24 protein-coding genes are annotated in these 22,738 nt (G+C 71.6%); 9 read left to right on the top strand and 15 right to left on the bottom strand.

Annotated features, from left to right (window positions below; translation table 11 throughout):
* The first annotated feature begins 131 nt into the window (after positions 1-131).
* Positions 132-1,049, top strand: a complete 918-nt coding sequence (locus tag OOK31_RS13315; protein ID WP_267012660.1) for a YihY/virulence factor BrkB family protein — start codon at positions 132-134, stop codon at positions 1,047-1,049.
* Here OOK31_RS13315 and OOK31_RS13310 read toward each other — a convergent pair.
* On the bottom strand, positions 1,046-2,296 hold the full coding sequence (locus OOK31_RS13310) for a D-alanyl-D-alanine carboxypeptidase family protein (protein WP_267012659.1): 1,251 nt from the start codon (positions 2,294-2,296) through the stop codon (positions 1,046-1,048). The two genes, OOK31_RS13315 and OOK31_RS13310, sit on opposite strands and share 4 nt — an antisense overlap.
* Positions 2,297-2,417: 121 nt before the next feature.
* On the opposite strand from OOK31_RS13310, the gene OOK31_RS13305 reads away from it, so the two are divergent.
* The 3 genes from OOK31_RS13305 to OOK31_RS13295 all read left to right on the top strand — a co-directional run bounded on the left by OOK31_RS13305 (position 2,418) and on the right by OOK31_RS13295 (position 5,721).
* Positions 2,418-2,663, top strand: coding sequence for an SCO4848 family membrane protein (locus OOK31_RS13305; RefSeq protein WP_267012658.1), 246 nt, complete (start codon positions 2,418-2,420; stop codon positions 2,661-2,663).
* Entirely contained in the window at positions 2,660-4,057 is a 1,398-nt protein-coding gene (locus OOK31_RS13300) for a metallophosphoesterase (RefSeq protein ID WP_267012656.1), read from the top strand. Before OOK31_RS13305 ends, OOK31_RS13300 begins: the two co-directional genes overlap by 4 nt.
* A 107-nt stretch (positions 4,058-4,164) precedes the next feature.
* Entirely contained in the window at positions 4,165-5,721 is a 1,557-nt protein-coding gene (locus OOK31_RS13295) for an ABC transporter substrate-binding protein (protein WP_267012655.1), read from the top strand.
* Here the strand turns inward: OOK31_RS13295 and OOK31_RS13290 are convergent.
* The gene (locus OOK31_RS13290) at positions 5,708-6,271 is read right to left on the bottom strand and encodes a MarR family winged helix-turn-helix transcriptional regulator (protein ID WP_267012654.1); all 564 of its coding nucleotides are present in this window, start codon (positions 6,269-6,271) and stop codon (positions 5,708-5,710) included. The two genes, OOK31_RS13295 and OOK31_RS13290, sit on opposite strands and share 14 nt — an antisense overlap.
* Before the next feature lie 117 nt (positions 6,272-6,388).
* On the opposite strand from OOK31_RS13290, the gene OOK31_RS13285 reads away from it, so the two are divergent.
* On the top strand, positions 6,389-7,618 hold the full coding sequence (locus OOK31_RS13285) for an MFS transporter (protein WP_267012653.1): 1,230 nt from the start codon (positions 6,389-6,391) through the stop codon (positions 7,616-7,618).
* Here the strand turns inward: OOK31_RS13285 and OOK31_RS13280 are convergent.
* From OOK31_RS13280 to OOK31_RS13250, 7 genes are all read right to left on the bottom strand, one after another.
* Positions 7,615-8,379, bottom strand: coding sequence for a TetR family transcriptional regulator (locus tag OOK31_RS13280; RefSeq protein WP_267012652.1), 765 nt, complete (start codon positions 8,377-8,379; stop codon positions 7,615-7,617). The two genes, OOK31_RS13285 and OOK31_RS13280, sit on opposite strands and share 4 nt — an antisense overlap.
* Before the next feature lie 11 nt (positions 8,380-8,390).
* Positions 8,391-8,816, bottom strand: coding sequence for a thiol-disulfide oxidoreductase DCC family protein (locus OOK31_RS13275; protein WP_267012651.1), 426 nt, complete (start codon positions 8,814-8,816; stop codon positions 8,391-8,393).
* A complete protein-coding gene (locus OOK31_RS13270; protein WP_267012650.1) occupies positions 8,813-9,220 on the bottom strand; it encodes a hypothetical protein in 408 nt (135 codons plus the stop codon). The genes OOK31_RS13275 and OOK31_RS13270 overlap by 4 nt, the downstream gene beginning before the upstream one ends.
* 91 nt (positions 9,221-9,311) lie before the next feature.
* Positions 9,312-10,337 (bottom strand): protein kinase family protein, encoded by a 1,026-nt coding sequence (locus OOK31_RS13265; RefSeq protein ID WP_267012649.1) that lies wholly within the window; start codon positions 10,335-10,337, stop codon positions 9,312-9,314.
* Positions 10,338-10,413: 76 nt separating this feature from the next.
* Positions 10,414-11,391 carry an alpha/beta fold hydrolase gene (locus tag OOK31_RS13260; RefSeq protein ID WP_267012648.1) on the bottom strand — a complete coding sequence of 326 codons (978 nt, stop codon included), beginning with the start codon at positions 11,389-11,391 and terminating at the stop codon, positions 10,414-10,416.
* A gap of 177 nt (positions 11,392-11,568) precedes the next feature.
* Positions 11,569-12,333 (bottom strand): alpha/beta fold hydrolase, encoded by a 765-nt coding sequence (locus OOK31_RS13255; RefSeq protein ID WP_267012647.1) that lies wholly within the window; start codon positions 12,331-12,333, stop codon positions 11,569-11,571.
* 80 nt (positions 12,334-12,413) lie between these two features.
* A complete protein-coding gene (locus OOK31_RS13250; RefSeq protein WP_267012646.1) occupies positions 12,414-13,538 on the bottom strand; it encodes a serine hydrolase in 1,125 nt (374 codons plus the stop codon).
* A 191-nt stretch (positions 13,539-13,729) separates the two neighbouring features.
* Between OOK31_RS13250 and OOK31_RS13245 the strand changes: the two genes are divergently transcribed.
* Positions 13,730-15,553, top strand: coding sequence for a protein kinase (locus OOK31_RS13245; protein WP_267012645.1), 1,824 nt, complete (start codon positions 13,730-13,732; stop codon positions 15,551-15,553).
* Between the two features lie 247 nt (positions 15,554-15,800).
* Entirely contained in the window at positions 15,801-16,367 is a 567-nt protein-coding gene (locus OOK31_RS13240; protein ID WP_267012644.1) for a pentapeptide repeat-containing protein, read from the top strand.
* 3 nt (positions 16,368-16,370) lie between these two features.
* On the opposite strand, the gene OOK31_RS13235 is transcribed toward OOK31_RS13240, so the two are convergent.
* The 3 genes from OOK31_RS13235 to OOK31_RS13225 form a co-directional block, all read right to left on the bottom strand.
* A complete protein-coding gene (locus OOK31_RS13235; protein WP_267012643.1) occupies positions 16,371-17,234 on the bottom strand; it encodes an HEXXH motif-containing putative peptide modification protein in 864 nt (287 codons plus the stop codon).
* A gap of 93 nt (positions 17,235-17,327) precedes the next feature.
* Complete coding sequence (locus OOK31_RS13230; protein WP_267012642.1) at positions 17,328-17,471, bottom strand: hypothetical protein; 144 nt, start codon at positions 17,469-17,471, stop codon at positions 17,328-17,330.
* Between the two features lie 103 nt (positions 17,472-17,574).
* Positions 17,575-17,808 (bottom strand): hypothetical protein, encoded by a 234-nt coding sequence (locus tag OOK31_RS13225; protein WP_267012641.1) that lies wholly within the window; start codon positions 17,806-17,808, stop codon positions 17,575-17,577.
* A gap of 185 nt (positions 17,809-17,993) precedes the next feature.
* Between OOK31_RS13225 and OOK31_RS13220 the strand changes: the two genes are divergently transcribed.
* Positions 17,994-19,181 (top strand): helix-turn-helix transcriptional regulator, encoded by a 1,188-nt coding sequence (locus OOK31_RS13220; protein WP_267012640.1) that lies wholly within the window; start codon positions 17,994-17,996, stop codon positions 19,179-19,181.
* Positions 19,181-19,558 carry a hypothetical protein gene (locus OOK31_RS13215; protein ID WP_267012639.1) on the top strand — a complete coding sequence of 126 codons (378 nt, stop codon included), beginning with the start codon at positions 19,181-19,183 and terminating at the stop codon, positions 19,556-19,558. Before OOK31_RS13220 ends, OOK31_RS13215 begins: the two co-directional genes overlap by 1 nt.
* A gap of 160 nt (positions 19,559-19,718) precedes the next feature.
* Here the strand turns inward: OOK31_RS13215 and OOK31_RS13210 are convergent, their stop codons facing one another.
* Genes OOK31_RS13210 through OOK31_RS13200 form a run of 3 tightly spaced genes read right to left on the bottom strand, consistent with a single transcriptional unit; the run spans position 19,719 to position 22,737 of the window.
* Entirely contained in the window at positions 19,719-20,477 is a 759-nt protein-coding gene (locus OOK31_RS13210) for a succinate dehydrogenase iron-sulfur subunit (RefSeq protein ID WP_267012638.1), read from the bottom strand.
* Positions 20,477-22,231 carry a succinate dehydrogenase flavoprotein subunit gene (gene sdhA, locus OOK31_RS13205; RefSeq protein WP_267012637.1) on the bottom strand — a complete coding sequence of 585 codons (1,755 nt, stop codon included), beginning with the start codon at positions 22,229-22,231 and terminating at the stop codon, positions 20,477-20,479. The genes OOK31_RS13210 and sdhA overlap by 1 nt, the downstream gene beginning before the upstream one ends.
* A 23-nt stretch (positions 22,232-22,254) precedes the next feature.
* Positions 22,255-22,737: a succinate dehydrogenase hydrophobic membrane anchor subunit gene (locus tag OOK31_RS13200; RefSeq protein WP_267012636.1), complete on the bottom strand. Its 483-nt coding sequence runs from the start codon at positions 22,735-22,737 to the stop codon at positions 22,255-22,257.
* Position 22,738 lies beyond the last annotated feature (1 nt).

The raw sequence follows: 22,738 nt of genomic DNA, 5'->3' as shown, positions 1-22,738 counted from the left end.
CAGGGCGTGGAACGGGCGGACCGCGGGACGGACCGGGGGACGAACCGTAGGGCGAAAAGTCACAATCGACGACCGTACTGCCCAAAAGCGGCAATCCAGGCTATTTCCGGCAGCTCATTTACGGTGACCCCATGGACTGGCTGAAGAAACTCCCGGTGATCGGGCCGCTGGTGGGCGCCGCGACGCGAACCCATCCGTGGCGTTCCTACGAGCGGCTCGACCGGGTCCACTGGACCCGGCTCGCCGCCGCGATCACCTTCATCAGCTTCCTCGCGCTCTTCCCGCTGATCACCGTGGCCGCCGCCGTCGGCGCGGCGCTGCTCAGCCAGCAGCAGCTCGACCGGCTCCAGAAGAACCTCGCCGAGCAGGTCCCCGGCATCTCCGACCAGCTCGACCTGGAGGGCCTCGTCGCGAACGCGGGCACCGTCGGCCTCGTCGCCGGCGCGCTGCTCCTGTTCACCGGCATCGGCTGGGTCGGCTCGATGCGCGACTGCCTGCGCGCCGTCTGGGACAAGGACGACGAGGACCAGGGCAACCCGATCGTCCGCAAGGGCAAGGACGCCCTCGTCCTGCTCGGGCTCGGCGCCGCCGGCATCGGCTCGGCCGCGGCCTCGATCATCGGGTCGAGCGCGGTCGGCAAGTTCGGCGAGGCCCTCGGCGTCCCGCGCGACGGCTGGGGCGGAGTGTTCCTGCGCGGCGGAGCCTTCCTCGTCGGTGTACTGGCCGCCTTCCTGCTGCTCCTCTACGTCCTGACCCTGCTGCCCGGCGTCGACCCGCCGCGCTTCCGGCTGATCCAGGCCGCGCTGATCGGCGCCGCCGGGTTCGAGCTGCTGAAGCTGCTGCTCAGCGGCTACATGAGGGAGATCGCGGGCAAGAGCATGTACGGGGCCTTCGGCGTGCCGATCGCGCTCCTGCTGTGGATCAACTTCACGGCGAAGCTGCTGCTGTACTGCGCGGCGTGGACGGCCACCCGCGACGAGGGGGACGAGGCGGCGGAGGCGGGGGAGGACGGGGTGCCCGCTCCCGAGTCGGAGTCCCGGCCTGCCTAGGGCCTGCCGCCCGGGCCGCGGCGGCCGCGCGGCCAGCGGCGGTTCACGACGAACGCCCCGCCCGCCAGGACGGCCAGGGCCCCGCCCGCGATGCCGAGGGCCGTGCCGACGCCGCTGCTGCCCGAGTCGTCGCCCGCCGCCGTGGGGCCGTTGCCGCCGTTCTCGTGGGACTGGGCGGGGGAGCCGTGCGAGGTGGTGTCCGCGCTCTTCGGCGGCACCAGCTCCCCGACGGGCCGGACCTTCCCGGCCGCCGCGAAGCCCCAGTCGAGGAGGGCGGCGGTCTCCTCGTAGACGGAGTTGGCGCCGCCGCCGTCCGGGTTCATCACCGTGACCAGCAGCTTCCTGTCGCCCTGCTGGGCGGCGCCGGTGAAGGTGGCGCCGGCCATGGTGGTGTTGCCGTTCTTCACCCCGGCGATGCCCTTGTAGGGGCTGATGCCGCCGGCGCCCGTCATCAGCCGGTTGGTGTTCTGGATCTCGAAGAACTCGCGCGGCTTGCCCGCCTCCTGCCGCCCGGGGAACTGCGCGGTCGCCGTTCCGCAGTACTCGCGGAAGTCCTGCTTCTGTAGTCCGGAGCGGGCGATCAGGGTGAGGTCGTAGGCGCTCGACACCTGCTCGGGGGCGTCGTAGCCGTCCGGGGAGACCACGTGGGTGTCGAGGGCCTGGAGTTCCTCGGCGTGCGCCTGCATGTCCTTGACGGTCTTGTCGATGCCGCCGTTCATGGCCGAAAGAACGTGCACGGCGTCGTTGCCGGACTTCAGGAACACGCCGAGCCACAGGTCGTGGACCGTGTACTCGTGGTCCTCCTTCACCCCGACGAGGCTGCTGCCGGGACCCACACCGTCCATATCCTGGTCGGTGACCTTGTGGACCTGGTCCTTGGGCAGGCTCGGCAGCACGGTGTCCGCGAAGAGCATCTTCATGGTCGACGCCGGGGGCAGCCGCCAGTGGGAGTTGTAGGCCGCCAGGACCTCCCCGGACTCGGCGTCCGCCACGATCCAGGAACGCCCCGTCAGGTTCGCGGGCAGGGCGGGGGCTCCGGGCAGCAGGTTCACCTGGGTGCCGGGCTGCCCGAGGGCGGCGCCGCCGACGGTGGACATCGACGCGGGGGGCGCGGGCGCCTTGCGGGGGCGGCCCTTGCCGTCCGCCGGGGCGGCCGGGGCCGGGGCGGCGTGGGCGGGCGCCACGAGCATCGCGGGGACCAGGAGCGCGGCGGAAAGGACCGTCAGCGCGGTCTTCTTGGCAGACACGCAGGTGAAAGTACATCCCGATCGGCTGTCCGGCGTCGTGGACCGGCCAACCGGGGACAACCACCCCCGGTACGGCCCACCCCGGCGCGTCCGTCCTGGGGACGAATCCGATACTGGGGACATGAAACTCAGCCGCGCCGCTTCCTGGTTCCTGCTCGCCTTCGGCGTGTGGAGCTGGTTCATCTGGGTGTCCTTCGTCCGGAACCTGTGGAAGAACGGCAGTGGTCTGGCCTTCGACACGGCGGGGGACCCTACGGCCTACTTCTGGGTCCACCTTCTCCTCGCGGTGACGTCATTTCTCCTGGGGACGGCCGTTGGTGTGATCGGGTTGCGCGGGGTCCGCGCGCTGAGGCGTGAATCACGATGACCGTATTCGTGGTGATTGCGGCTGTCCTGGCCGCCCTGGTGCTCGTGGGGTTCGTCCACCGGTGGCTGTGGATCCGGCTGGTCCGTGACACGACCCGCGCGGGCGGCGCGGCCCGCCGGGCGGGCACCGTCCTGGCCTTCGCGCTGCCGCTGCTGGCGCTGGCCGCGCTGACGGCGGGGCGGGCCGGGGCGCCGTTCTGGCTGGAGCGGCTGGTGGCGTGGCCGGGGTACATGTGGCTCGCGGTGCTGCTGTACCTGACCCTGGCCATGCTCGTGGCCGAACCGGCCCGCCACCTCTGGCTCCGCCGTCTCGCCCGCCGCGCTCCTCAATCGCCGGAGGGGCTGGATTCCGGCTCGCCCGCCGCGGGCGGCACCGCCCCGGCGGGGGAGGGCGGCGGCGCGGGCCAGGTCCCTGCCCGGGTGGGTACGGCCGCGGGCCCCGCTCCTCAATCGCCGGAGGGGCTGGAATTCGGCTCGCCCGCCGCGGGCGCGGGCGTGGCGGGGGCTGGGGCGGAGCCCCAGGTGCGGGAAGGGGCGGGGAGGGGAACGGCCCCGCAGGGCCCCGACGGAGTCAGCCGGCGGGTGTTCGTTTCGCGGGTGGTCGGCGGGGCGGCGGCGCTCGCGGCCGGTGGGGTCGTCGCCAACGGGACGTACGGGGTGCTGCGCGGGCCGCGCGTCAAGCGGGTCACCGTGCCGCTCGCCCGGCTGCCCCGTGCCGCGCACGGGTTCCGGATCGCCGTCGTCAGTGACGTCCACCTCGGCCCGATCCTCGGCCGCGCCCACACCGACCGCATCGTGGCCACGATCAACCGCACGCAGCCCGACCTCGTCGCGATCGTCGGCGACCTCGTCGACGGCGACGTCCGCGACCTCGGCCCCGCCGCCGAACCGCTGCGCGGACTGTCCTCGCGGCTGGGCAGTTACTTCGTCACCGGCAACCACGAGTACTTCTCCGGCGCCCAGCAGTGGGTGGACCACGTCCGTGAGCTCGGTCTGGTCCCGCTGGAGAACGCCCGCCGCGAGCTCCCGTACTTCGACCTCGCCGGGGTCAACGACGTCCAGGGCGAGAGCGAGGGCCACGGCCCCGACTTCGGGGCGGCCCTCGGCGACCGCGACCGGTCCCGCGCCTCCGTACTGCTCGCGCACCAGCCCATCGTCATCGACGAGGCCGTCCGGCACGGCGTGGACCTCCAGCTCTCCGGCCACACCCACGGCGGCCAGCTGTGGCCCGGCAAGTACCTCGCCGAGCTGGCGAACCCGACCGTCGCGGGCCTGGAGCGCTACGGCGACACCCAGCTGTACGTGTCCCGTGGCGCGGGCGCGTGGGGTCCGCCGGTGCGGGTCGGGGCGCCGTCCGACATCACCGTCGTGGAACTCGCCTCATACCAGGCGTGACCGGCTCCGACGGCACATAACGACCCTTCCGGTGGCTGAAATTCCGTGATTGGGTGGCCGACAGTCCGATAGTCGGACGGTTCGGTTCGGATAGCGGGGTTCCTGATATGCGGTCTGTCCGCTTGAAGATCGTCGCGGCCGGACTGGTCCTCGGGGTCGCCGCCGTCGGCGGCTGGCAGCTCCTGCCGACCGACGACGAGGGCCGGTCCCCGATCCGCGTCGGCACCACGGACGTGGTCTCGGCCCTCGACCCGGCCGGGGCCTACGACGCCGGTTCCTGGGCCCTGTTCAGCAACGTCTACCAGTCGCTGCTGACCATCCGGCCCGGCTCCGACACCCCCGTCCCGGACGCCGCCTCCGCCTGCAAGTTCGTCGGCCAGAAGCTGACCACGTACCAGTGCGAGCTCCGCCCGGACCTGACCTTCGCCGGCGGCCGCCCGGTCACCGCCGAGGACGTGAAGTTCTCCTTCGACCGCATCAAGCAGATCAACTCCGACCAGGGCCCGGCCCCGCTCTTCAACACCCTGGAGTCGGTCAGGGCCGACGGCCGCACCGTCACCTTCAACCTCTCCGCCCGCGACGCCACCTTCCCCTTCAAGATCGCCACGGGCGCCGCCTCGATCGTCGACCGGGACAAGTACCCGGCCAGGGCGCTGCGCAAGGAGAACGAGGTCGACGGCTCGGGCCCGTACACCCTCGTCGGGTACGAGACCGGCAAGAGCGCCGAGCTGAAGCCCAACCCCGCCTACAAGGGCCAGGGCAAGCCCGCCCGGGCGCTGGTCACCGTCCGGTACTTCAAGGACTCCGCGCAGCTGGACCGCGCCTGGCGCGACCACGGCGTCGAGGTGGCGCACCGGGACATGCCGCCCGCAGTGCTCGCGGGCCTCAACCCGGGCATGAAGGACACCCGCTACCAGGCCTCCGGCGGCACGGAGACCCGTAGCGTCGTCTTCAACACCCGCCCCGGCTCCACGACGGCGAAGCCGGCCGTCCGGCAGGCGGTGGCGGCCGTGCTGGACCGCTCCAAGATCTCCGGGGACATCTACAAGGGCACGGTCACCCCGCTCTACTCCCTGGTCCCGGCGGGCGTCGCCGCACACAGCACGCCCTTCTTCGACGCCTACCCCTCGCCCAACGGCCAGGCCGCCCGCAAGCTCCTCAAGGACGCCGGGATCACCGCCCCGGTCCCGGTCACCCTCGGCGTCAACCAGCGCGGCGCGAACGTCGCCGAGGCGGAGGAGATCAAGCGGCAGCTGGAGTCGACCGGCCTGTTCCAGCTGAAGATCAAGCCGGTCGAGGCCTGGGAGGACTTCCAGAAGGCGTACGCCGCCGGGGAGTTCGACGCCTACACGATCGGCTGGATCGCCGACTTCCCGGACGCGGACAACTTCCTCGCCCCGCTGGTCGGCGCGGACTCCAGCATGAACAACGGCTTCTCCGACAAGCTCGTCGACGAGCTGATCACCCGTACCCAGTCCTACTCCGACCGGGGCGCGGCCGCCGCCGACTTCCGCGAGCTCCAGCGGCTGGTCTCCCAGCACGTCCCGATGCTGCCGATCTGGCAGAAGAAGGACTACGTCATGTCCCGCGACGCCGTCACCGGCGCGCAGTACCTCTCCGACGGCACGGGCGTGTGGCGCCTGTGGGAGCTCAACTGGCTGTAGGGGCCCCGGTCGCGTCCGCCGCTCCGGCCGCCCCGAAGGTGTCTCCGTGGGCCAGCAGCAGGACGTGCAGGGCGTCGGCCAGCCGGTCGGCGCTCTCGCGGTCCAGGGGGGCGAGCAGCTCGGCGTAGTGCCGCAGGTGCTCCTCCATGACCTTCCCGCTGGTCTCCAGGCCCGCCGCGGTGAGGCGGATGCGGACCGAGCGGCGGTCGACGTCGTCGCGGACCCGCTCGACGAGCCCCTTGGCCTCCAGCCGGTCGATCCGGTTGGTGATCGCGCCCGAGGTCACCATGGCGGCGGGGATCAGGGCCCCGGCCGTCAGCGCGTACGGCGGGCCCGAGCGGCGCAGACTGGCGAGGACGTCGAACTCGCCGACCTCCAGGCCGTGTCCGGCCATGAAGGTCTTCAGCTGCTTGTCGATGATCCGCGTCATCCGCTGGATCCGGGCCAGCACCTCGACGGGCCGGAGGGCTTCGGCGAGGTCGGGGCGTTCCGCCTCCCACTGGCCGATGAAGGTGGCCACGGTGTCGTTCTTCATGCCGTCGTTCTTCATGGGGCCACTCTACGCGAATGTCTCAACGTTAAGACACTTGACGTTGAAGCAGTCTGCCTGTTTTTATCTCAACGTTGAGATTGTCAAGGTTGAGACGTGAAGGGGAGTGGGTCATCCATGACTGTCACCACCACCACCGCCGGTACCGGGAGCCGAGGCGCGGCCGCCGCCGTACGGGGCCCCGTCCCCGTCCTGTGGCTCGCCCTGCTGGCCACCCCGCTCGCCGCCGGGGCCAACGCGCCGGTGCTGATCCTCCCCGACATGGCAGCCTCCCTCGGTGTCGGCGCGAAGGCCGCCGCCTGGATGCTCACCGCCTTCGGCTGGGCGACCGCCGTCGGCACCCCGCTCCTCGCGGGCCTGCTGCGCCGCCGGGGCGTACCCGCCGTGCTCCGCCTGTCCGGGCTCCTCGTCGTGGCGGGGACCCTGCTCGTCGCCGCCTCGCCCTGGCTGCCGCTCACCCTCCTCGGCCGCTGCGGGCAGGCCGCCGGAGGGGCCGGGCTGGTCGCGGTCGCCATCAGCCTGGCGGGCACCGCCCGCCGGATGGGCGTCATCAGCGCCGGCTTCGGCATGCTCGGCGCCGCCGGACCGCTGCTGGGCCGGGCCCTGGCCGAAGCCGCCTCCTGGCGGCTCGCCCTCGCCGCCTCGGCGCTCTCCCTGCTCGCGATTCCCGCCGTCATCCGCCACGCCGGGCCGGGGACCCCGCCCGCGCCGGGCCGCTTCGACGCCCGGGGCGCCGCGCTGCTGACGGCGCTCGCCACCGCCCTCGTCCTGCTCCCGACCGCGCCGCTCGCCGCCCTCGGCGGGGCCCTCGCCGCCGGTGTCCTGCTCGCCGCGCACATCCGGCGCCGCCCCGACGGGTTCGTGCCCGCCGCCCTGCTGCGACGCCCCGCCTTCGTGGTCCCGGCGCTCCTCGCGCTGCTGCTGTCGGCGTCCTACTTCACCCTGCTCTTCTCGGTGGCCCGGCTGCTCGCCGACCGTGCCGGATGGGACACCGTCTCCGCCGGCACCGGCCAGCTCGTCGCGCTGCTCGCCGGGTCCGCGCTGTCCTGGCCGCTCGCCGCCGCCTCCACCCGGATGAGCCGCGCGACGATCCGTACGGTCCTGCTCGCGCTCGGCACCCTCGCCGCGCTCACCGGGATCCTGGCCGACGGGGGCCCGCTGCTGCTGGCCGCCACCGCCGCGGGGGTCCTCACCGCGAGCTCCGCCAACGCCATCCTGTCGACCCAGGCCGTCGCCGCCGCCTCCGAGGAGGCCCAGCGGCCCAGCGCCATCGGCCTGTTCACCCTCTGCTACCAGCTCGGCGGAGCCTTCGGCCCCGCCGTCGCGACCCTGCTGGTCCTGGGCTAAACGGTGTCCTCCGGACCCACCTCGGGGCCCGCCTTCGGCCCCGCGTCCGGGTCCGACGCCCGCTTGCCGCGCGAGACCGCCGTCTGGGCCATGCCCGGCAGGAAGTCCGCGAACAGCTCGTGCACCTCGCGCACCAGCGGCCGCAGCACCCGGAACCGCGCCAGGATGATGCCCCGCGTCGTCAGCTGCGCTCCGCGCTCCGCGAGCCGCCGCGTCTTCTCGCTGTTCGGCGAGCGGTCGAAGACCCAGTACAGGACCAGGCCCATCTGCGAGAGCCACATCAGCTCCGGCAGCACGTCGGCCAGTTCCGCCGGCACCTTGGTCTTCGCCCCGGCCAGCACCTCGCGGTGCATGTCGATCGCCGTCTTCCGCGCCGGTTCCGATTCGGGGGAGAAGGGGCTGAGGGGGCTCTCCGGGTCCGCCGCGTTCTTGAAGAACTGCGAGGCGAACTCGTGGTACGGGGCCGCGATGTCGAGCCAGCTCGTCAGTACGCCCGCGAGCCGCTTCTGCAGATCGGTCTCGTTGTCCAGGATCGGCCGGACCGCCGCCTGGTGGGCCGCGCCGATCCGGTCGTAGAACCCCTGGACCAGGTGTTCCTTCGACTCGAAGTAGTAGTACGCGTTACCGACCGAGACCCCCGCCTCCTTGGCGATGCCCCGCATGGTCGTCTTGTCGAAGCCGCGCTCCTGGAAGAGCCGGAGCGCGGTTTCGAGGATGAGCGTGCGGGTCTGCTCGCTCTTGGGCGCCTTCTGATCTGTCACGGTGTCCGACCTTATCGGGGTGTGGAGCACTGGTCGTCACAGGCCGGTTCTCCGGGCTCCGCTTCACCATTGGTCCGTACCGCGTGCCGGACGGCGGCCGCCGTGTGCATGGCCGCCGCCGCGAAGGGCCGACCGGCCGGGGTGGCGAGCCAGTTGGCCTTCGGCCGGTGCTCGGCCAGCGCCCACAGGCACACGATGAAGGCGTCCGTCCCCGTCCACACCTGCCCCCGGTCCCCGACCACGGTGATCTGCTTCAGCGTCTCGGCGTGGGCGAGTTCCGGGAACCGCCGCCAGGCCTCGGCGGACGCGGCGGGCACCAGCCGCAGCGGTACGAGCTGTCGCTGCGCGAGCAGCCAGTGCCGGATGTGCACGCACACCGGGCAGTTCGCGTCGTAGAGGACGGTCAGGTGCCGGGTGGCCGTCACTGTCCCCGTCACCAGGTCCCGGCCGGAGCGGTGAAGCCCTGGGGGGCGACCGGCGGGGTCTGCTGGCGCTCCATGATTCCGCGCCGGCGCATCTTGTTGAGCACCCAGACGTTGCCGAGGTGCATGAAGCCGAGGACCAGCAGGACGACGCCGAGCTTGACCGACAGCGCCTCGAAGAGGCCGCGCGCTTCGAGGATCGTCTCGCCCGAGCGCAGGTAGAGGGTCACGAAGCCGATGTTCACGAGGTAGAAGCCGACCACCAGGAGGTGGTTGACCGCGTCCGCGAGCTTCTCGTTGCCCTGGAGGACGTCGCCGATGAAGACCCGGCCGTTGCGGCTGAGCGTGCGGGCCACCCAGACGGTGAGACCGATGCTGATGAGCAGGTAGATGACGTACGCGACCACGGTGAGGTCCATTGCCCCAGCCCCCTTGAACATGTTCAACTGCTGACGTCGTTGACTGTAGACCTCTTTTTGAACAGGTTCAAGCGAACGGGCGACGTGGCTTCTACGGCTGCTCGTGCCGGGCCAGCGCCCCCGCCGGGTACGGCGTCCGCTTCGACTCCTCCACCAGCCGCCGGTGGAACTCGTCCAGCACCGCCGAAGCCCCCGCGTGCCGGTCCAGCACCCCCGCCGCCCCCGCCGGCACCGACCCCGGCCGCCGCCCCGCCACCCACGCGCGCAGCAGCGCCTCGTGCTCCAGCCCGCCCCGGGCGGCCGCCGGCAGGTGGTACCGCAGCAGGTGCGCGGCCGTGTACGCGCGGTCGTAGCCCAGGTGCGCCGACAGGAACTCCCGCTCCTGCGGGGCCAGGTCGAAGCCCTCGCTCAGGGCCAGCCCGAAGTCCGCGAAGTAGAGCATCCGCCCGTCGGTCAGCACGTTGTGGAAGTGCGCGTCGAAGTGCACCATCCCGCGCGAGCGCATGAACTCCGCCCCGCGCGTCAGCGCCTGCGCCACCCACGGGAACTCGGCCACCGGATCGCGCCGCCCCGCCAGCCAGTCGGACAGCCGGTGCGGCACGTACTCCAGGAACAGCACCAGGCTGTACGAGGCCTCCCCGATCGCCTCCAGCCGCCGCCGCACCGCCGCCGAACCCTCCCAGTGCGCGACGGCCCCGTCGATCCCGCCGAAGCCGTCCACGAACCCGGCGGGCGGGGAGTCGGGCAGCAGCCGCCAGTGGTACAGGAGCGGGAAACCGTCGTACGCGCCCCCGAGCGCCCAGTGCGTGGTCGTCACGTGCGCGGCCAGCTCCCGCCACGCCCCGAACCCGGCGGACCCCACCCCGTACTGGTAGAAGAGCGGCAGCCCGAAGACGTTCGCCGTCGAGCGCAGGGTGCGGGGGAGCAGCTCGGCGTCCGTCACCGGCACCCGCTTCACGAACACCCGTGTCCCGCCCACGTCCAGCTCCCCCGACCGGCCGCCGATCCCCGCCCCGAGCGGGGTGGCGGCGGCGACCGTGCCGGCGAGCCGGTGATCACTGAGCAGGGACAGGGCGGTGGAGACGGTCAGGTGGTCCGTCAGGCGGTCGCTGTGCATGCGCGGACCCTACCCACGGGTTCCGCCCGGCCCGACGCCCTTTTCGAGCGGTCCTCATGTCCCGCGCGGAGACGGCCTAGCGGCACAGCCGGGCGACGAGCTCCAGCTCGTCCGCCCAGACGGCCGCGTCGCGCGGGCCGACGTGCGGCGCGGGCAGGGAGCGGACGCGGAAACGGTTGCCCGGGGTGGCCGCGTCGGCCTCGCGGATCATCAGGTCCTGCAGGGCCGGCGGGATCACGCGGTCCTCGGTGAACCGCAGGAACGTACGCGGCACCCTGCCCCAGCGCTCCGGCAGCCCCCGGGCGTCGCTGACGCTGATGGCCGCCGACTCGTCGGGCTCCAGGATGTTGAGGAGCGTACGCACCCGCTCGTCCGGCCAGCCGGCGGCGAGGGCCTGCTTGGCCACGGCGAAGAACTCGGGGTCGGCGCTGCGCCAGTTGACCCGGCCGACGCCCAGCTCCGGCGGTGTCGGCACGACGGGGAGCCGGAACATGGCGCTGGTGGCCGCCTCCGGGGTGGTCATCAGCTCCGCCATCGAGACGTGCCGGGTCAGGCAGACCGCCGAGGCGTACACCAGGTGCGCGATCAGCTCGGGAACCTGATTGGCGACGGCGCTCATGGTCGCCCCGCCGAGGCTCTGGCCGACCAGGATCACGGGGCCGTTGCGGTGCGCGGTGCGCACGACGCGGGTGACGTGCTCCGCGAAGTCCGCCAGGGTGACCCCGGCCAGCGGCGAGGGCTCGGTGCGCAGCCGCTGAAGGTCCTGCGGGGCCTGGTAGGAGGCGGGGAAGTAGGCGCCGGGGCCGTGCCCGGGGAGGTCGACGGCGACCACCCGGTGCCCGCGCAGGCCCAGTTCGGCGGCGGTGGGCGCCCAGCCGTAGGAGTTGCTCCCGGAGCCGTGGACCAGGACGAAGGTCGGGGCGCCGCGCCGGCCCCCGTCCGCGCGCGCGGCGGAGGCCCCGGCCCCCACGGCGGCGACCGTCCCGGCCCCTGCCGCTGCCGCCTTCAGGACCTTGCGCCGTGACTGCCCTGCGGCGCTGCCGATGTCACTCATGTCGCTCCCGCCTCGTAAGTTACTGGCGAGTACGACGCTAGGGGCGGGCTCACGAAGCCGCAGCCGATTTTTTTCGGCCAGGTCCCGTCCTGCGGATTCAGGCCTCCGGCCCGGCCGGCTTCGGCTGCTTCCTGGGCGGGCCGCCCGCCTCCAGGAGCTGGTCCGAAGGCGCCCGGTTCACCGGATCGGGTGGAGGAAGTCCAGGAGGAGGGCGGTGATCTCCGACGGGCGCTCCAGGGACGGCAGGTGGCCCGCCCAGGGGAGTTCCAGGTGGGTGGCGCCCGGGACGAGCGCGGCGACGTCGGCCGGGATGCGGCGGTAGTCGGGGAGGTCGTGGGCGCCGCCGACGGCCAGGGTGGGGGCGGTGACGGTGGTCAGGTCGACCGGGGGCTCCGGGAGTTCGTGGTCCCCGGTGGCGGCCAGGGCGCCCCTCAGGTTGCCGACCGCCATCTCCCGTACGGCCGCGCGCGCCGCCCCGTCGGCGTCCGGGCCGAGCCAGGTGCGGGCCGTCAGCTCGCCCGCGCCCTCCAGGTCACCGGCGGCCACCAGGGCGTCCTCCGCCTCCCCGAACGCCCGGACCTCCGGGCCGTCCGGCCGCAGCCCGGGCCGGGCCGGGCAGAGCAGGGCCAGGCGCGACACCCGCTCCGGGTGCAGGGCGGCGAGCCCCAGCGCGACCCGGCCGCCGTAGGAGGAGCCGACGAAGGCGGCCCGCCCGATGCCGAGGGAGTCCAGCAGCGCGAGGACGTCCCCGCCGTCGCTGTACGGGGCCACGGCGGCGGGGCTGTCCCCGCAGGTCCTGAAGTCGGCCCGGATCAGCCGGAATCCGGCTTCGGCGAGCGGGCCCCACTGGGGGTCCCACATCCGCCGGTCGCACACGGAGGAGTGCAGCAGGACGACCGCGGGACCGTCGGCGGGCCCGTCCACATCATGAGAAAGGATCATGGCCGGATCCTGCCGGTGCGGCGCCCCTTCCGCCAGCCCGTTTCCGGCACGGGCGGCCGGGCGCTCCGCCCGGGGCCTGCTCAGAGGGCCGCTTCGACGAGGCCGACGACCCGGCCGATGGCGGCGTTCTGCGTCACGCCCGGCTTGGGGAGGAAGGAGTACGTGACGACCCTGCTCCCGTCGGCGGTGGCGAAGGCTCCGCTCGTGTACGCGGCCATGCTGCCGGTCTTGCCCCAGACCTCGGTGCCGTCGCTCAGCGTGTAGTACGCCAGCCCGCCCGCGCTGTACGGCAGCGCCTGCATCTTCGGGAGCTTCGACTTGACGAAGAGCTGCGCCTGCTGGGCCGGCGGCAGCAGCCGGCCGCCCAGCAGGGCCTTCATGAACCGTTCCAGGTCGGGGGCGTTGGAGATCATGCCGCCCTCGGCCCAGGCCCACGGGTCCTTCGGCTCGGGCGCGGCCAGCGACGGGGTCGGCATGGCCTGGTCCCCGGACCGGGGGACGTAGGTGTGGCGCAGGCCGAGCGGGCGGGCGATGCGCCGCTGCACCTCGTCCGCGTAGGAGTTCCCGGTGGCCTTCTCGATCGCGAGGCCGAGGAGGAAGTAGTTGCCGCCGTTGTACTGCTGGCCGGTGACCGGGAATTCGGGCTTCGTCGGGCAGCTCGTCCAGGCGTGGACGATGCGCTCCGGGGTGAGGCCGGTGTTGTCGTCCAGGGGCTCGCAGGGCGCGCGCAGCCCGCTGGTGTGGCTCAGCAGCTGGCCGACGGTGATCGGGGCCCAGTCCGCCGGGACGGTCTCGGGGAGGATCTCGCGGATCGGGGTGTCGAGGGCGAACCGGCCCTCGGCGACCAGCTGGAGGACCACGGTGGAGGTGAACATCTTCGTCATGCTGCCGATCCGGACCGAGGCGGCCGGGTCCGCGGAGACGGGCCCGGCCGTCTCTCTGAAGCGGACTCCGGGCCCGGTCACCCGCACCGTCGTGCCGTTCGCGATGTCGTCCGGGGCCATCAGCTTCGCCAGCGCGGCCGCGTCGACGGGGTGGCGCTCGTGGAGCGTGCCGACGCCCACCTGCGGGGCCGGCTGCCGCTCGGCGGCCGAGGCGGCCGAGGCGGGCAGCGCGGCCCCGGCGAGCGAGGCGACGGCCGCGCCGGCGACGGCGAGGGAGATCCAACGGGCGGAGCGGCGGGTGGAGTTCACGGGGTTCGTCATGTCCGCAAGCCTGCCGCCGGCAAGATCGCCACACCATCGGGGACGCCCCCCACCCGACCCTGAGGCGCCCCTGACCTGCGCCGCCCCCGCCGGACGGGACGAGTCCAAATCCCGGACGGCCGCGGGCCGTTGGCCCCGCACGGGCGTCGGGTAGATTTCCGGAAACTGATTCCAATACTGACGGGGCTGACGTGTTAGAGCTGACGGGGAGCGGGGCGGAGCCGCTGGAGGCGGACGATCCGCGCCGGATCGGTCCGATACCGCTGGCGGGACGTCTCGGGGCCGGCGGAATGGGCCGGGTGTACCTAGGGGTCCAGGACGGCCGGTACGTCGCCGTCAAGCAGTTGCTCTCCTCCGTCGTCGGCGAGGACGCGGACTTCGTACGCCGCTTCGGGCACGAGCTGGACAACCTCGCCCGGCTGCCCGCCGGCGCCACCACCCCGCTGCTGGCCAGCGACCGCACCGCGCGGCCCCCGTGGTTCGCCACCGCCTACGTCCCCGGGATCACCCTGCGGGAGGCCGTCGACCTGCACGGCGGCCCGCTGCCCGCGCGGGCCCTGTGGCTGCTGCTCAAGGAGGCCGCGGCGGGCCTGGCGCAGGTGCACGCGCTGGACATGGTGCACCGGGACCTCAAGCCGTCCAACGTCATGCTGACCTCGGACGGGCTCACCCTCATCGACTTCGGCATCGCCCGGGCCGCCGAGCAGAGCCAGCTGACCCGCACCGGCATGGTCGTCGGCACCCCCGCCTACATGGCGCCCGAACAGGCCTCGGGCAAGAAGGGCCAGAGCGGCGCCACCGACGTGTTCGCGCTGGGCTCGGTGCTCGCGTACGCGGCGTCCGGGCAGCCGCCGTTCGGCGACGAGTCGGGGCACGGCGTGCTGTACCGCATCGTCCACGAGGAACCGGATCTGGAGCCCCTGCGCGAGCTGGACGCGGACCTCGCCGAGCTCGTCGGGACCTGCCTCGCCAAGGACCCCGAGGACCGCCCCACCGCCGCCCAGCTCCTCGAACGGGCCTCCCGGCGCGGGCCGTTCACCACCCCGCTGTGGCCGGACGCCATCAGCGGGCGGTTGTTCGAGCGGGCCGCCTTCGCGGCGGACGTCCAGGACGTCGACGTACCGACCCTCCCGCTCGCGGGCACGAAGCCGGAGCCGGAGGCGGTCCCCGCGCCCGAGCCGGTGGTGGCCGAGCCGCGTACGGAGCAGCCGAAGCGGCGCCCCGAACGCCGCCGCACCCGCGTCCTGCTCGCCGTGTTCCCCGTCGTCGTGGTCGCGGGCGGCACCACCCTGGCCATCCAGTACCTGCCGCACACCGGCTCACCCCAGGCGGGACCGGCCGGCTCCCCGCCCGCCTCGGTCTCGGCGCCCGCCAACCCGTCGGCACCGGCCCAGGCCCCCTCCTCCGCCGGCCCGTCCGGTACGCCGTCCCCCTCGGCCTCCCCGAGCGGTGACCCGGCCCAGGCCGCCTCGGCCACGCCCCAGCCCCCGGCGGCGTCCGGCGGCCCCGGCAACACCCCCGCCCCGGGCCCGAACCCGGGCCCGGCGACCGGCAACGGCGGCGGCTCCGGCGGCCCCTCCACCTCCACCTCCACCGGCTCCGGCGGCGGCAAGACCACGGCCGCCCCGCCGCCCGCCCCGGCCCCGCCGCCCCCCGCCTCCGGCACCCACCGCTACCGCAACGGCGACAACGGCGACTGCATCACCCAGGTCTACGGCTCCTCCGACCACGGCTCCTGCTCGGACGGCTCCGCCCGCTGGACCGTACGCGGCCGGGGCGACGGCAGCTTCAAGCTGGTCAACGAGCAGTCCGGCGCGTGCCTGTACTCCAACGGCCTCGGCCAGGCCGTCTTCGTCGGCGACTGCGCCCAGGACATCGGCCGGATCTGGCGCACCGGCCCCGACGGCAGCCTCCGCTCCGACCTCGGCGGCGGCTGCCTCGACCTCCCCATGGCGGGCGGCCTGAACACATCGCGGTGCGCCGGCGAGGCCTCCCAGCGCTGGAGCCCGGTCTAGGACACGCCGAAGGCCCCGCCCCCGGAACACGGACCGGGTGCGGGCTCGCCCGCAGAGGCATCGGGACGGTCGGGGTGTCGGCTCACCCGATGGGGGTGGACTCCGGTTCGAGGGCGTGTTCCCGCTGCTAGGCTCCGGCGCCATGCCCTCCGTGACCGCAGTGCGCCCGAGGAACCCCCAGAAGTCGCGTCTCCCGGCATCTCTCCGTCCTGCCCGGCATCCTGATGACGCCCTCGTGGAGGACGCGATGATCCGGGGGGTGGAGTACAGCGGTGACGTGCTCGCCGGCCACGCGGTCGAGCTGGTGGAGGTCGAGCAGTCCCGGTTCGAAGGCGTACGGTTCACGGGGGCGGGCCTGCGACAGGTCGTGTTCTCCGACACCGTCTTCCAGACCTGCGATTTCGCGACGCTGCGGGCCCAGGACACCTCACTGGTGCGCGCCGAGGTCGCCGCCAGTCGGCTGACCGGTGCCTCCTGGTCGAAATCGCACTTCAACGACGTGAGGTTCGAGAGCACCCGGGCGGACATGTCGCTGTGGAGGCACTCCAAGTTCAAGGCCGTCCTGTTCGAGGGCTGCAATCTGTCGCAGTCCGACTTCCAGTTCGCCGAGCTGCGCGACGTGCTGTTCAGGTCGTGCGACCTGACCGGCGCCCAGTTCGGCAACGTCCAGATCCAGCGTGTGCGGTTCGAGGACTGCACACTCACGGACGTGGGCGGTGCCGCACACATGAGGGGCGCCGCCGTGCAGGGGCCGGGGGCGCTGGACCTGGCCCTGGCCCTTGCACGGGACGCCGGGATCAGCCTGGAGCTGTAGCCGTCAGGCCGCGCCGGCCAGGTCCCAGTGCGCGAAGTCCTGGCCGGAGATCGACTCGGCGACGCGGTCCATGTCGTAGTCGTCGGTGAACGCTCGCAGTTCCTGGACGAGGAGCTGCCCGTACGGAGTGAAGTACTCGATCTTGTTCAGAAGGCCGTCAGTGCACTCACGCAGCGAGGCGCGGAACTTGTCGACCAGCTCCGTCTCCCCGCGCTTGGCCTGCATGAACATCAGAGGCGGGGCCACCACAGCGGAATGGAACGCCTTGTCGAGCGGGCGCATCTGCCCGAACTTCACCGCTGATACGACCTGGTACCCGTCGGCCCCGAGCTCCTTCGTGGGCCGGGTGTAGAGGCGGTAGGCCATGTCCGCGAGGAACACGTTCAGGTGGACCGCCTCGTGTACGAGGGAATCGGCGAAGTCGTGGACGGTCCAGTCGTCGCCGGGGCTCATGCTGATCAGGCCGGGCAGGTGAGAGGAGGAGCCGCCGCCCTTGTTGGCCGAGCTGAACAGGACGGCGTCTGTGACGACCAGGTCCACCAGGGCGCCGAGGTCCGGTACCAGGTCACGTGTGTAGACGACGGCGCGTTTGAAGTCGCGGCCCCACTGGACGCGCTGGTCTTCGGGGGTGGGGGTCAGACCCTCGAAGATGTTCTCGAAGGTCTTGTTACCGACCAGGTTGCGGCCCCACGGGTCGTTCTTGAAGGACAGACGGATACCGGCGGCCGGCGGCGCGATAGGCCGCATGCCGGCGATGCTGCGGCGGTAGGCCGCGGGCAGGTCGTCGGGCGAGGGGTGTCCACCGTCCAGGGCATGGGCCAGGCGGCCGATCGTCTCGCGGGCGTGGTGCACGTTGAGGAAGCGCACGGAATGCTCCTGTTCGATGAGAGGCTGGAAACGTGCCCCGGACGAATTGCGCTCGCCCGGGGCACGCCATGGGACAGGTGCGCGCGGCGGAGGCTACTCGGCGGCGGGGGCCGCGTCGGTCCAGCCGCCCATCATCGAGACGTTGTCCTCGCCCCGGAAAGCGGCGACGTTGTCACGGATGGTGTCCGCCTGCTTGACGTTGGTCTCGGTGGCCGCTGTCTCGTTCTTCTCGCTCATGATGATTCCTCCTGGATCTGGTTGAGTTCTCCCGCCGGGGACTCCGGCCGGAGGTCGTGACCCGCCCCGGGCCGTAGGAACACGAGGCGGGAGTCTGTGGGGGTCAGCGGGCGTCTGCCGGGCGGAGGGCCTCCGGGGCGACGATCCATTCCCGGCCGCCGCCTTCGGGTCGCAGGAAGACGGCGTTCTTCATGAAGCGGCGTGTGGCCGGGTCCTCGTAGTCGCCGATGAACTGGACGATGGCCTCCCGTTCCCGGCCGGGGTCGAAGACCCGGGCGCCTTCTTGCAGCCACGGCGGGAGTTTCTGGTGCGCGGCGGGGCGGGGAGCACTGATCACGTCGCGTCCTCCGGCTCCGTCTCGGTGCGGTGCATGAACTTCTTCGCTCCTGTCATCGGAGGGACGCAGCGGGACCAACCGCCCAGCGGGGGCGGCGTGATGAACAGTCAACGCGGCCGGGCCCGTTCGGACTATGTCTGACGAAGGGCCTGCAAAGCCTGTGCGCGGATCGGCACACTCTGTGCATGGGCGATTCGCTGGGGGAAGTGCTGCGGCAAGCTCGGAATGCCAGGAGGATGTCGCAGGGGGCCGTCGGCAAGGCCGTCGGATACTCCGCGTCATGGGTGTCGAGAGTGGAGAGCAACAAGGTCCGCCCAGATGACGACACGCTCGGCGCCTGCTGTGATCTCCTTGGGCTGTCCGGTGAAGACGTGGGGCTTGGAGGAAATGACGTGCTGCACAGACGCCGAATGCTGGCCCTGGGGCTGGGAGCAGGGCTGTCCGTCGCGCTCCCTTCGCCGGCGTTCGCGGAGGGGGATTCCCGCGCCCTGGTCGAGCGCTCCATCTTCCATCTCCCCGAAGCACAGCCAGTCTCACGGGAAGCCCTGGTCACCGGGCTCGCCCAGGCCAGGGATCTCTTTCATGAGGCGCAGTACGTGAGGCTCGGGAAGAACCTGCCTCGCCTCATTTCGGCTGCTTCTGCCTCGGGTGCTCATGACGTCACGGCACGCGCGCACGTCCTGCTGGCCCAGTTGGCGATCAAGAATCATCAGCAGTACGCCTGGATCGCCGCAGACCGGGCACGCACCCATGCCCGTATGTCGGGGAACCCGGTGATCATGGGTGAGGCCGCGCATTCCATGGCCATCTCGATGCGCCGGGCCGGTGAGTACGAGGCGTCTGTGGACCAACTCCAGGCCGCTGTCTCGAACCTGGACGAGCGTTCTCCGGATCACCTGGCCATGCGCGGCGTGCTCCTTCTCACCGCGTCCTACAGTTCGGCCCAGGCAGGCTGGAAAGGCCAGGCCCTGGGGTTCCTGGGCGAGGCCGAGGAAACCGCGTCCCGGAAGGAGACCGAGACCAGGAAGCTCTACATCCCGGGCGTGTTCAGTCCCGACCACACGAGGCTTTTCCGGATCAGCGTCCACCATGCCCTCGGCGAGGGTGGCGAGGCCCTCAGGTACGCGTCCCAGGTTGATCCGCTGCGGCTGCCGAACGCGGAGCGCCGGGCCCGGATGATGATGGACGTCTGCCGGGTATTCAAGGACGAAGGCGAGCCGGGGCGCGCATTTTCCGCGCTGCGGGCGATGGAGAAGTACGCGCCGGAGGAGGTGCGCCGCCCGAAGGTCCGTGCCATCGCCAGCGAGCTGCTGACCCTCAACGGCGATATCCCGGGCCTGCGTCGATTTGCCCAGCACATCGGCGCCCCCTGATGAAGGAGCATCACGTGACGACCGTCGAGAACGGCCGGACCTTCCGCGAAGCGTGGATCGCCGGCGTGAAGAAGCACTACCCGGGTGAGCCAAAGCCGGGCTATATCGCGTCCTGGGACGAAACTCCGGAGTGGGAACGGGAATCCGCTGCGGCCGTGTACGGCCAGGTGCGCGATTTCGTCCGGGTGAGCGGAGGCCGGACCGACAAGCTCAGCCGCGAGCAGAAGGGCCGGTTCGTCGCGCTGTGCTGGACCGCGCAGATCCACAAGCACATCGACGATCCGAAGCCCGGCTACGTGGCCGATTGGGACGCGCTGCCGGAGTGGCAGCAGCAGACGGACGCCGATATCTTCGAGCACATCGAGCAGACCGTCTGAGAGCGAGCACGCCGAAGGCCCCGCCCCGGAACGTGTCCGGGTACGGGGCCTTCGGTGGTCCGGCGGCCTCAGCCGAGACCGCCGGACGGAGTCCGGCGCAGCCTCTCGAAGCCGGGGAGGCCCGTCAGGGCCGAGCCGTGCGAGAGAGGCGTCAGGAAGGTCAGAAGCGGCGGGTGATCAGTGCGCGCTTGACTTCCTGGATGGCCTTCGTGACCTCGATGCCACGGGGGCACGCGTCGGTGCAGTTGAAGGTCGTGCGGCAGCGCCACACGCCGTCCTTGTCGTTCAGGATCTCCAGCCGCTGCTCGCCGGCCTCGTCGCGCGAGTCGAAGATGAAGCGGTGCGCGTTGACGATCGCCGCCGGGCCGAAGTACTGGCCGTCGTTCCAGAACACCGGGCACGAGGACGTGCACGCGGCGCACAGGATGCACTTGGTGGTGTCGTCGAAGCGCTCGCGGTCCTCGGCGGACTGCAGGCGCTCACGCGTCGGCTCGTTGCCCTTGGTGACCAGGAACGGCATGACGTCGCGGTACGCCTGGAAGAAGGGCTCCATGTCGACGACAAGGTCCTTCATCACCGTGAGGCCCTTGATGGCCTCGACGGTGATCGGCTTCTCCGGGTTGATGTCCTTGATCAGCGTCTTGCAGGCGAGCCTGTTCTTGCCGTTGATCCGCATCGCGTCGGAGCCGCAGATGCCGTGCGCGCAGGAGCGGCGGAAGGTCAGCGTGCCGTCGAGGTCCCACTTGATCTTGTGGAGACCGTCGAGCACGCGCTCCTTCGGGTCGATCTCGACCTGGAAGTCCTGCCAGGTCGACTCCTCCGAGACCTCCGGGTTGAACCGGCGGATCCGGAAGGTCACCGTGATGAACGGCGAGGCGGCGGCCGCCGCCTCCATCTTGTCCAGGGTGGGGGTGGCCATCAGTACTTACGCTCCATCGGCTGGTAGCGGGTGACGACGACGGGCTTGTAGTCGAGCCGGACCGAGTCCGTGCCGTTGCCGTCCACCTCGCGGTACGCCATGGTGTGGCGCATGAAGTTGACGTCGTCGCGGTTGGGGTAGTCCTCGCGGTAGTGACCACCGCGCGACTCCTTGCGCGCGAGCGCGGACACGGCCATGACCTCGGCCAGGTCGAGCAGGTTGCCCAGCTCGATGGCTTCCAGCAGGTCCGTGTTGAAGCGCTTGCCCTTGTCCTGGACGGACACGTTCTTGTAGCGCGCGCGCAGTTCCGCGATCTTCTCGACGGCGGTCTTGATGGTCTGCTCCGTACGGAAGACCATCACGTTCGCGTCCATCGTCTCCTGGAGCTCCAGACGCAGGTCGGCGACCCGCTCGTTGCCCGTGGAGTCGCGCAGCTGCTCGACCAGGTCGATCACCTGCTGCGCCGGGTTCTCCGGCAGCTCGACGTAGTCGTTCTCGTGCGCGTACTTCGCGGCGGCGATGCCGGAGCGCTTGCCGAAGACGTTGATGTCGAGCAGCGAGTTGGTGCCCAGGCGGTTCGCGCCGTGCACCGACACGCAGGCGACCTCGCCGGCCGCGTACAGGCCCGGGACGACGGTGGTGTTGTCCATGAGGACCTCACCCTCGACGTTGGTCGGGATGCCGCCCATGGCGTAGTGCGCGGTGGGCTGGATCGGGATCGGGTCCGTGTACGGCTCGATGCCCAGGTAGGTGCGCGCGAACTCGGTGATGTCCGGGAGCTTCGCGTCGAGCTGCTCCGGCGGCAGGTGCGTCAGGTCCAGGTACACGTGGTCACCGGCGGGACCGCAGCCGCGGCCCTCACGGATCTCGGTGTAGATGGAGCGCGAGACGACGTCACGGGACGCGAGGTCCTTCATGACCGGCGCGTACTTCTCCATGAAGCGCTCGCCGTCCTTGTTGCGGAGGATGCCGCCCTCACCGCGGGCGCCCTCCGTCAGCAGGATGCCCATGCGCCAGATGCCCGTCGGGTGGAACTGGAAGAACTCCATGTCCTCGAGCGGCAGGCCGCGGCGGTAGCAGGCCGCCTGGCCGTCACCCGTGAGGGTGTGCGCGTTGGAGGTCACCTTGAAGAACTTGCCGGTGCCGCCGGAGGCGTAGATGACGGACTTCGCCTGGAACACGTGGATCTCGCCGGTGGCGAGCTCGTACGCGACCACGCCGGCCGACTTCTTGACGCCGTCCACCTCGACCAGGAGCTGGTCCAGGACGTAGAACTCGTTGAAGAACTCCACGCCCTCCTTGACGCAGTTCTGGTACAGCGTCTGGAGGATCATGTGGCCGGTGCGGTCCGCGGCGTAGCAGGACCGGCGGACCGGGGCCTCGCCGTGGTTGCGGGAGTGGCCGCCGAAGCGGCGCTGGTCGATGGTGCCGTCCGGGGTGCGGTTGAACGGCAGGCCCATCTTCTCGAGGTCGAGGACCGCGTCGATGGCCTCCTTCGCCAGGATCTCGGCGGCGTCCTGGTCGACCAGGTAGTCACCGCCCTTGACCGTGTCGAAGGTGTGCCACTCCCAGTTGTCCTCTTCCACGTTGGCGAGCGCGGCGGCCATGCCGCCCTGCGCGGCGCCCGTGTGGGAGCGGGTGGGGTAGAGCTTCGTCAGCACGGCGGTGCGGCTGCGCTTCGTCGACTCGATGGCGGCGCGCATGCCCGCGCCACCGGCGCCGACGATCACGGTGTCGTACTTGTGGATCTTCATTTGGTTCGCCTCAGCCCCGTTGCCTAGCGGATGTTCGGGTCGAAGGTGAAGATCACCAGCGTGCCCAGAAGGATGGTGAACACCGTGGCGGTGTAGAGCAGGCCCTTCAGCCACAGCCGCGTGTTGGCGCGCTCCGCGTAGTCGTTGATGACGGTACGCAGACCGTTCGCGCCGTGCAGCATGGCCAGCCACAGCATCAGCAGGTCCCAGACCTGCCAGAACGGGGACGCCCAGCGGCCGGCCACGAAGGCGAAGCCGATCTTGGAGACGCCGCCGTCCAGCACCAGCTGGATCAGCAGGTGGCCGATGACGAGGACGACGAGCACGATGCCCGAGAGGCGCATGAAGAGCCACGCGACCATCTCGAAGTTCCCGCGGGTCGAGCGGGGCGTCTTGCCGGTCCGCTTGCGCGGGGCCTCGATGTACGGCGCCGGGTTGTCGACGTCGTAGAGGGACACGCCCTCCACGTCACCGATGCCCTTTTCGAAAGAAGTGTCAGAGGACATG

The sequence above is a fragment of the Streptomyces sp. NBC_00249 genome (assembly GCF_026342355.1).
GTDB lineage: Bacteria > Actinomycetota > Actinomycetes > Streptomycetales > Streptomycetaceae > Streptomyces.
This window is presented reverse-complemented; position numbering and strand designations above follow the sequence as displayed.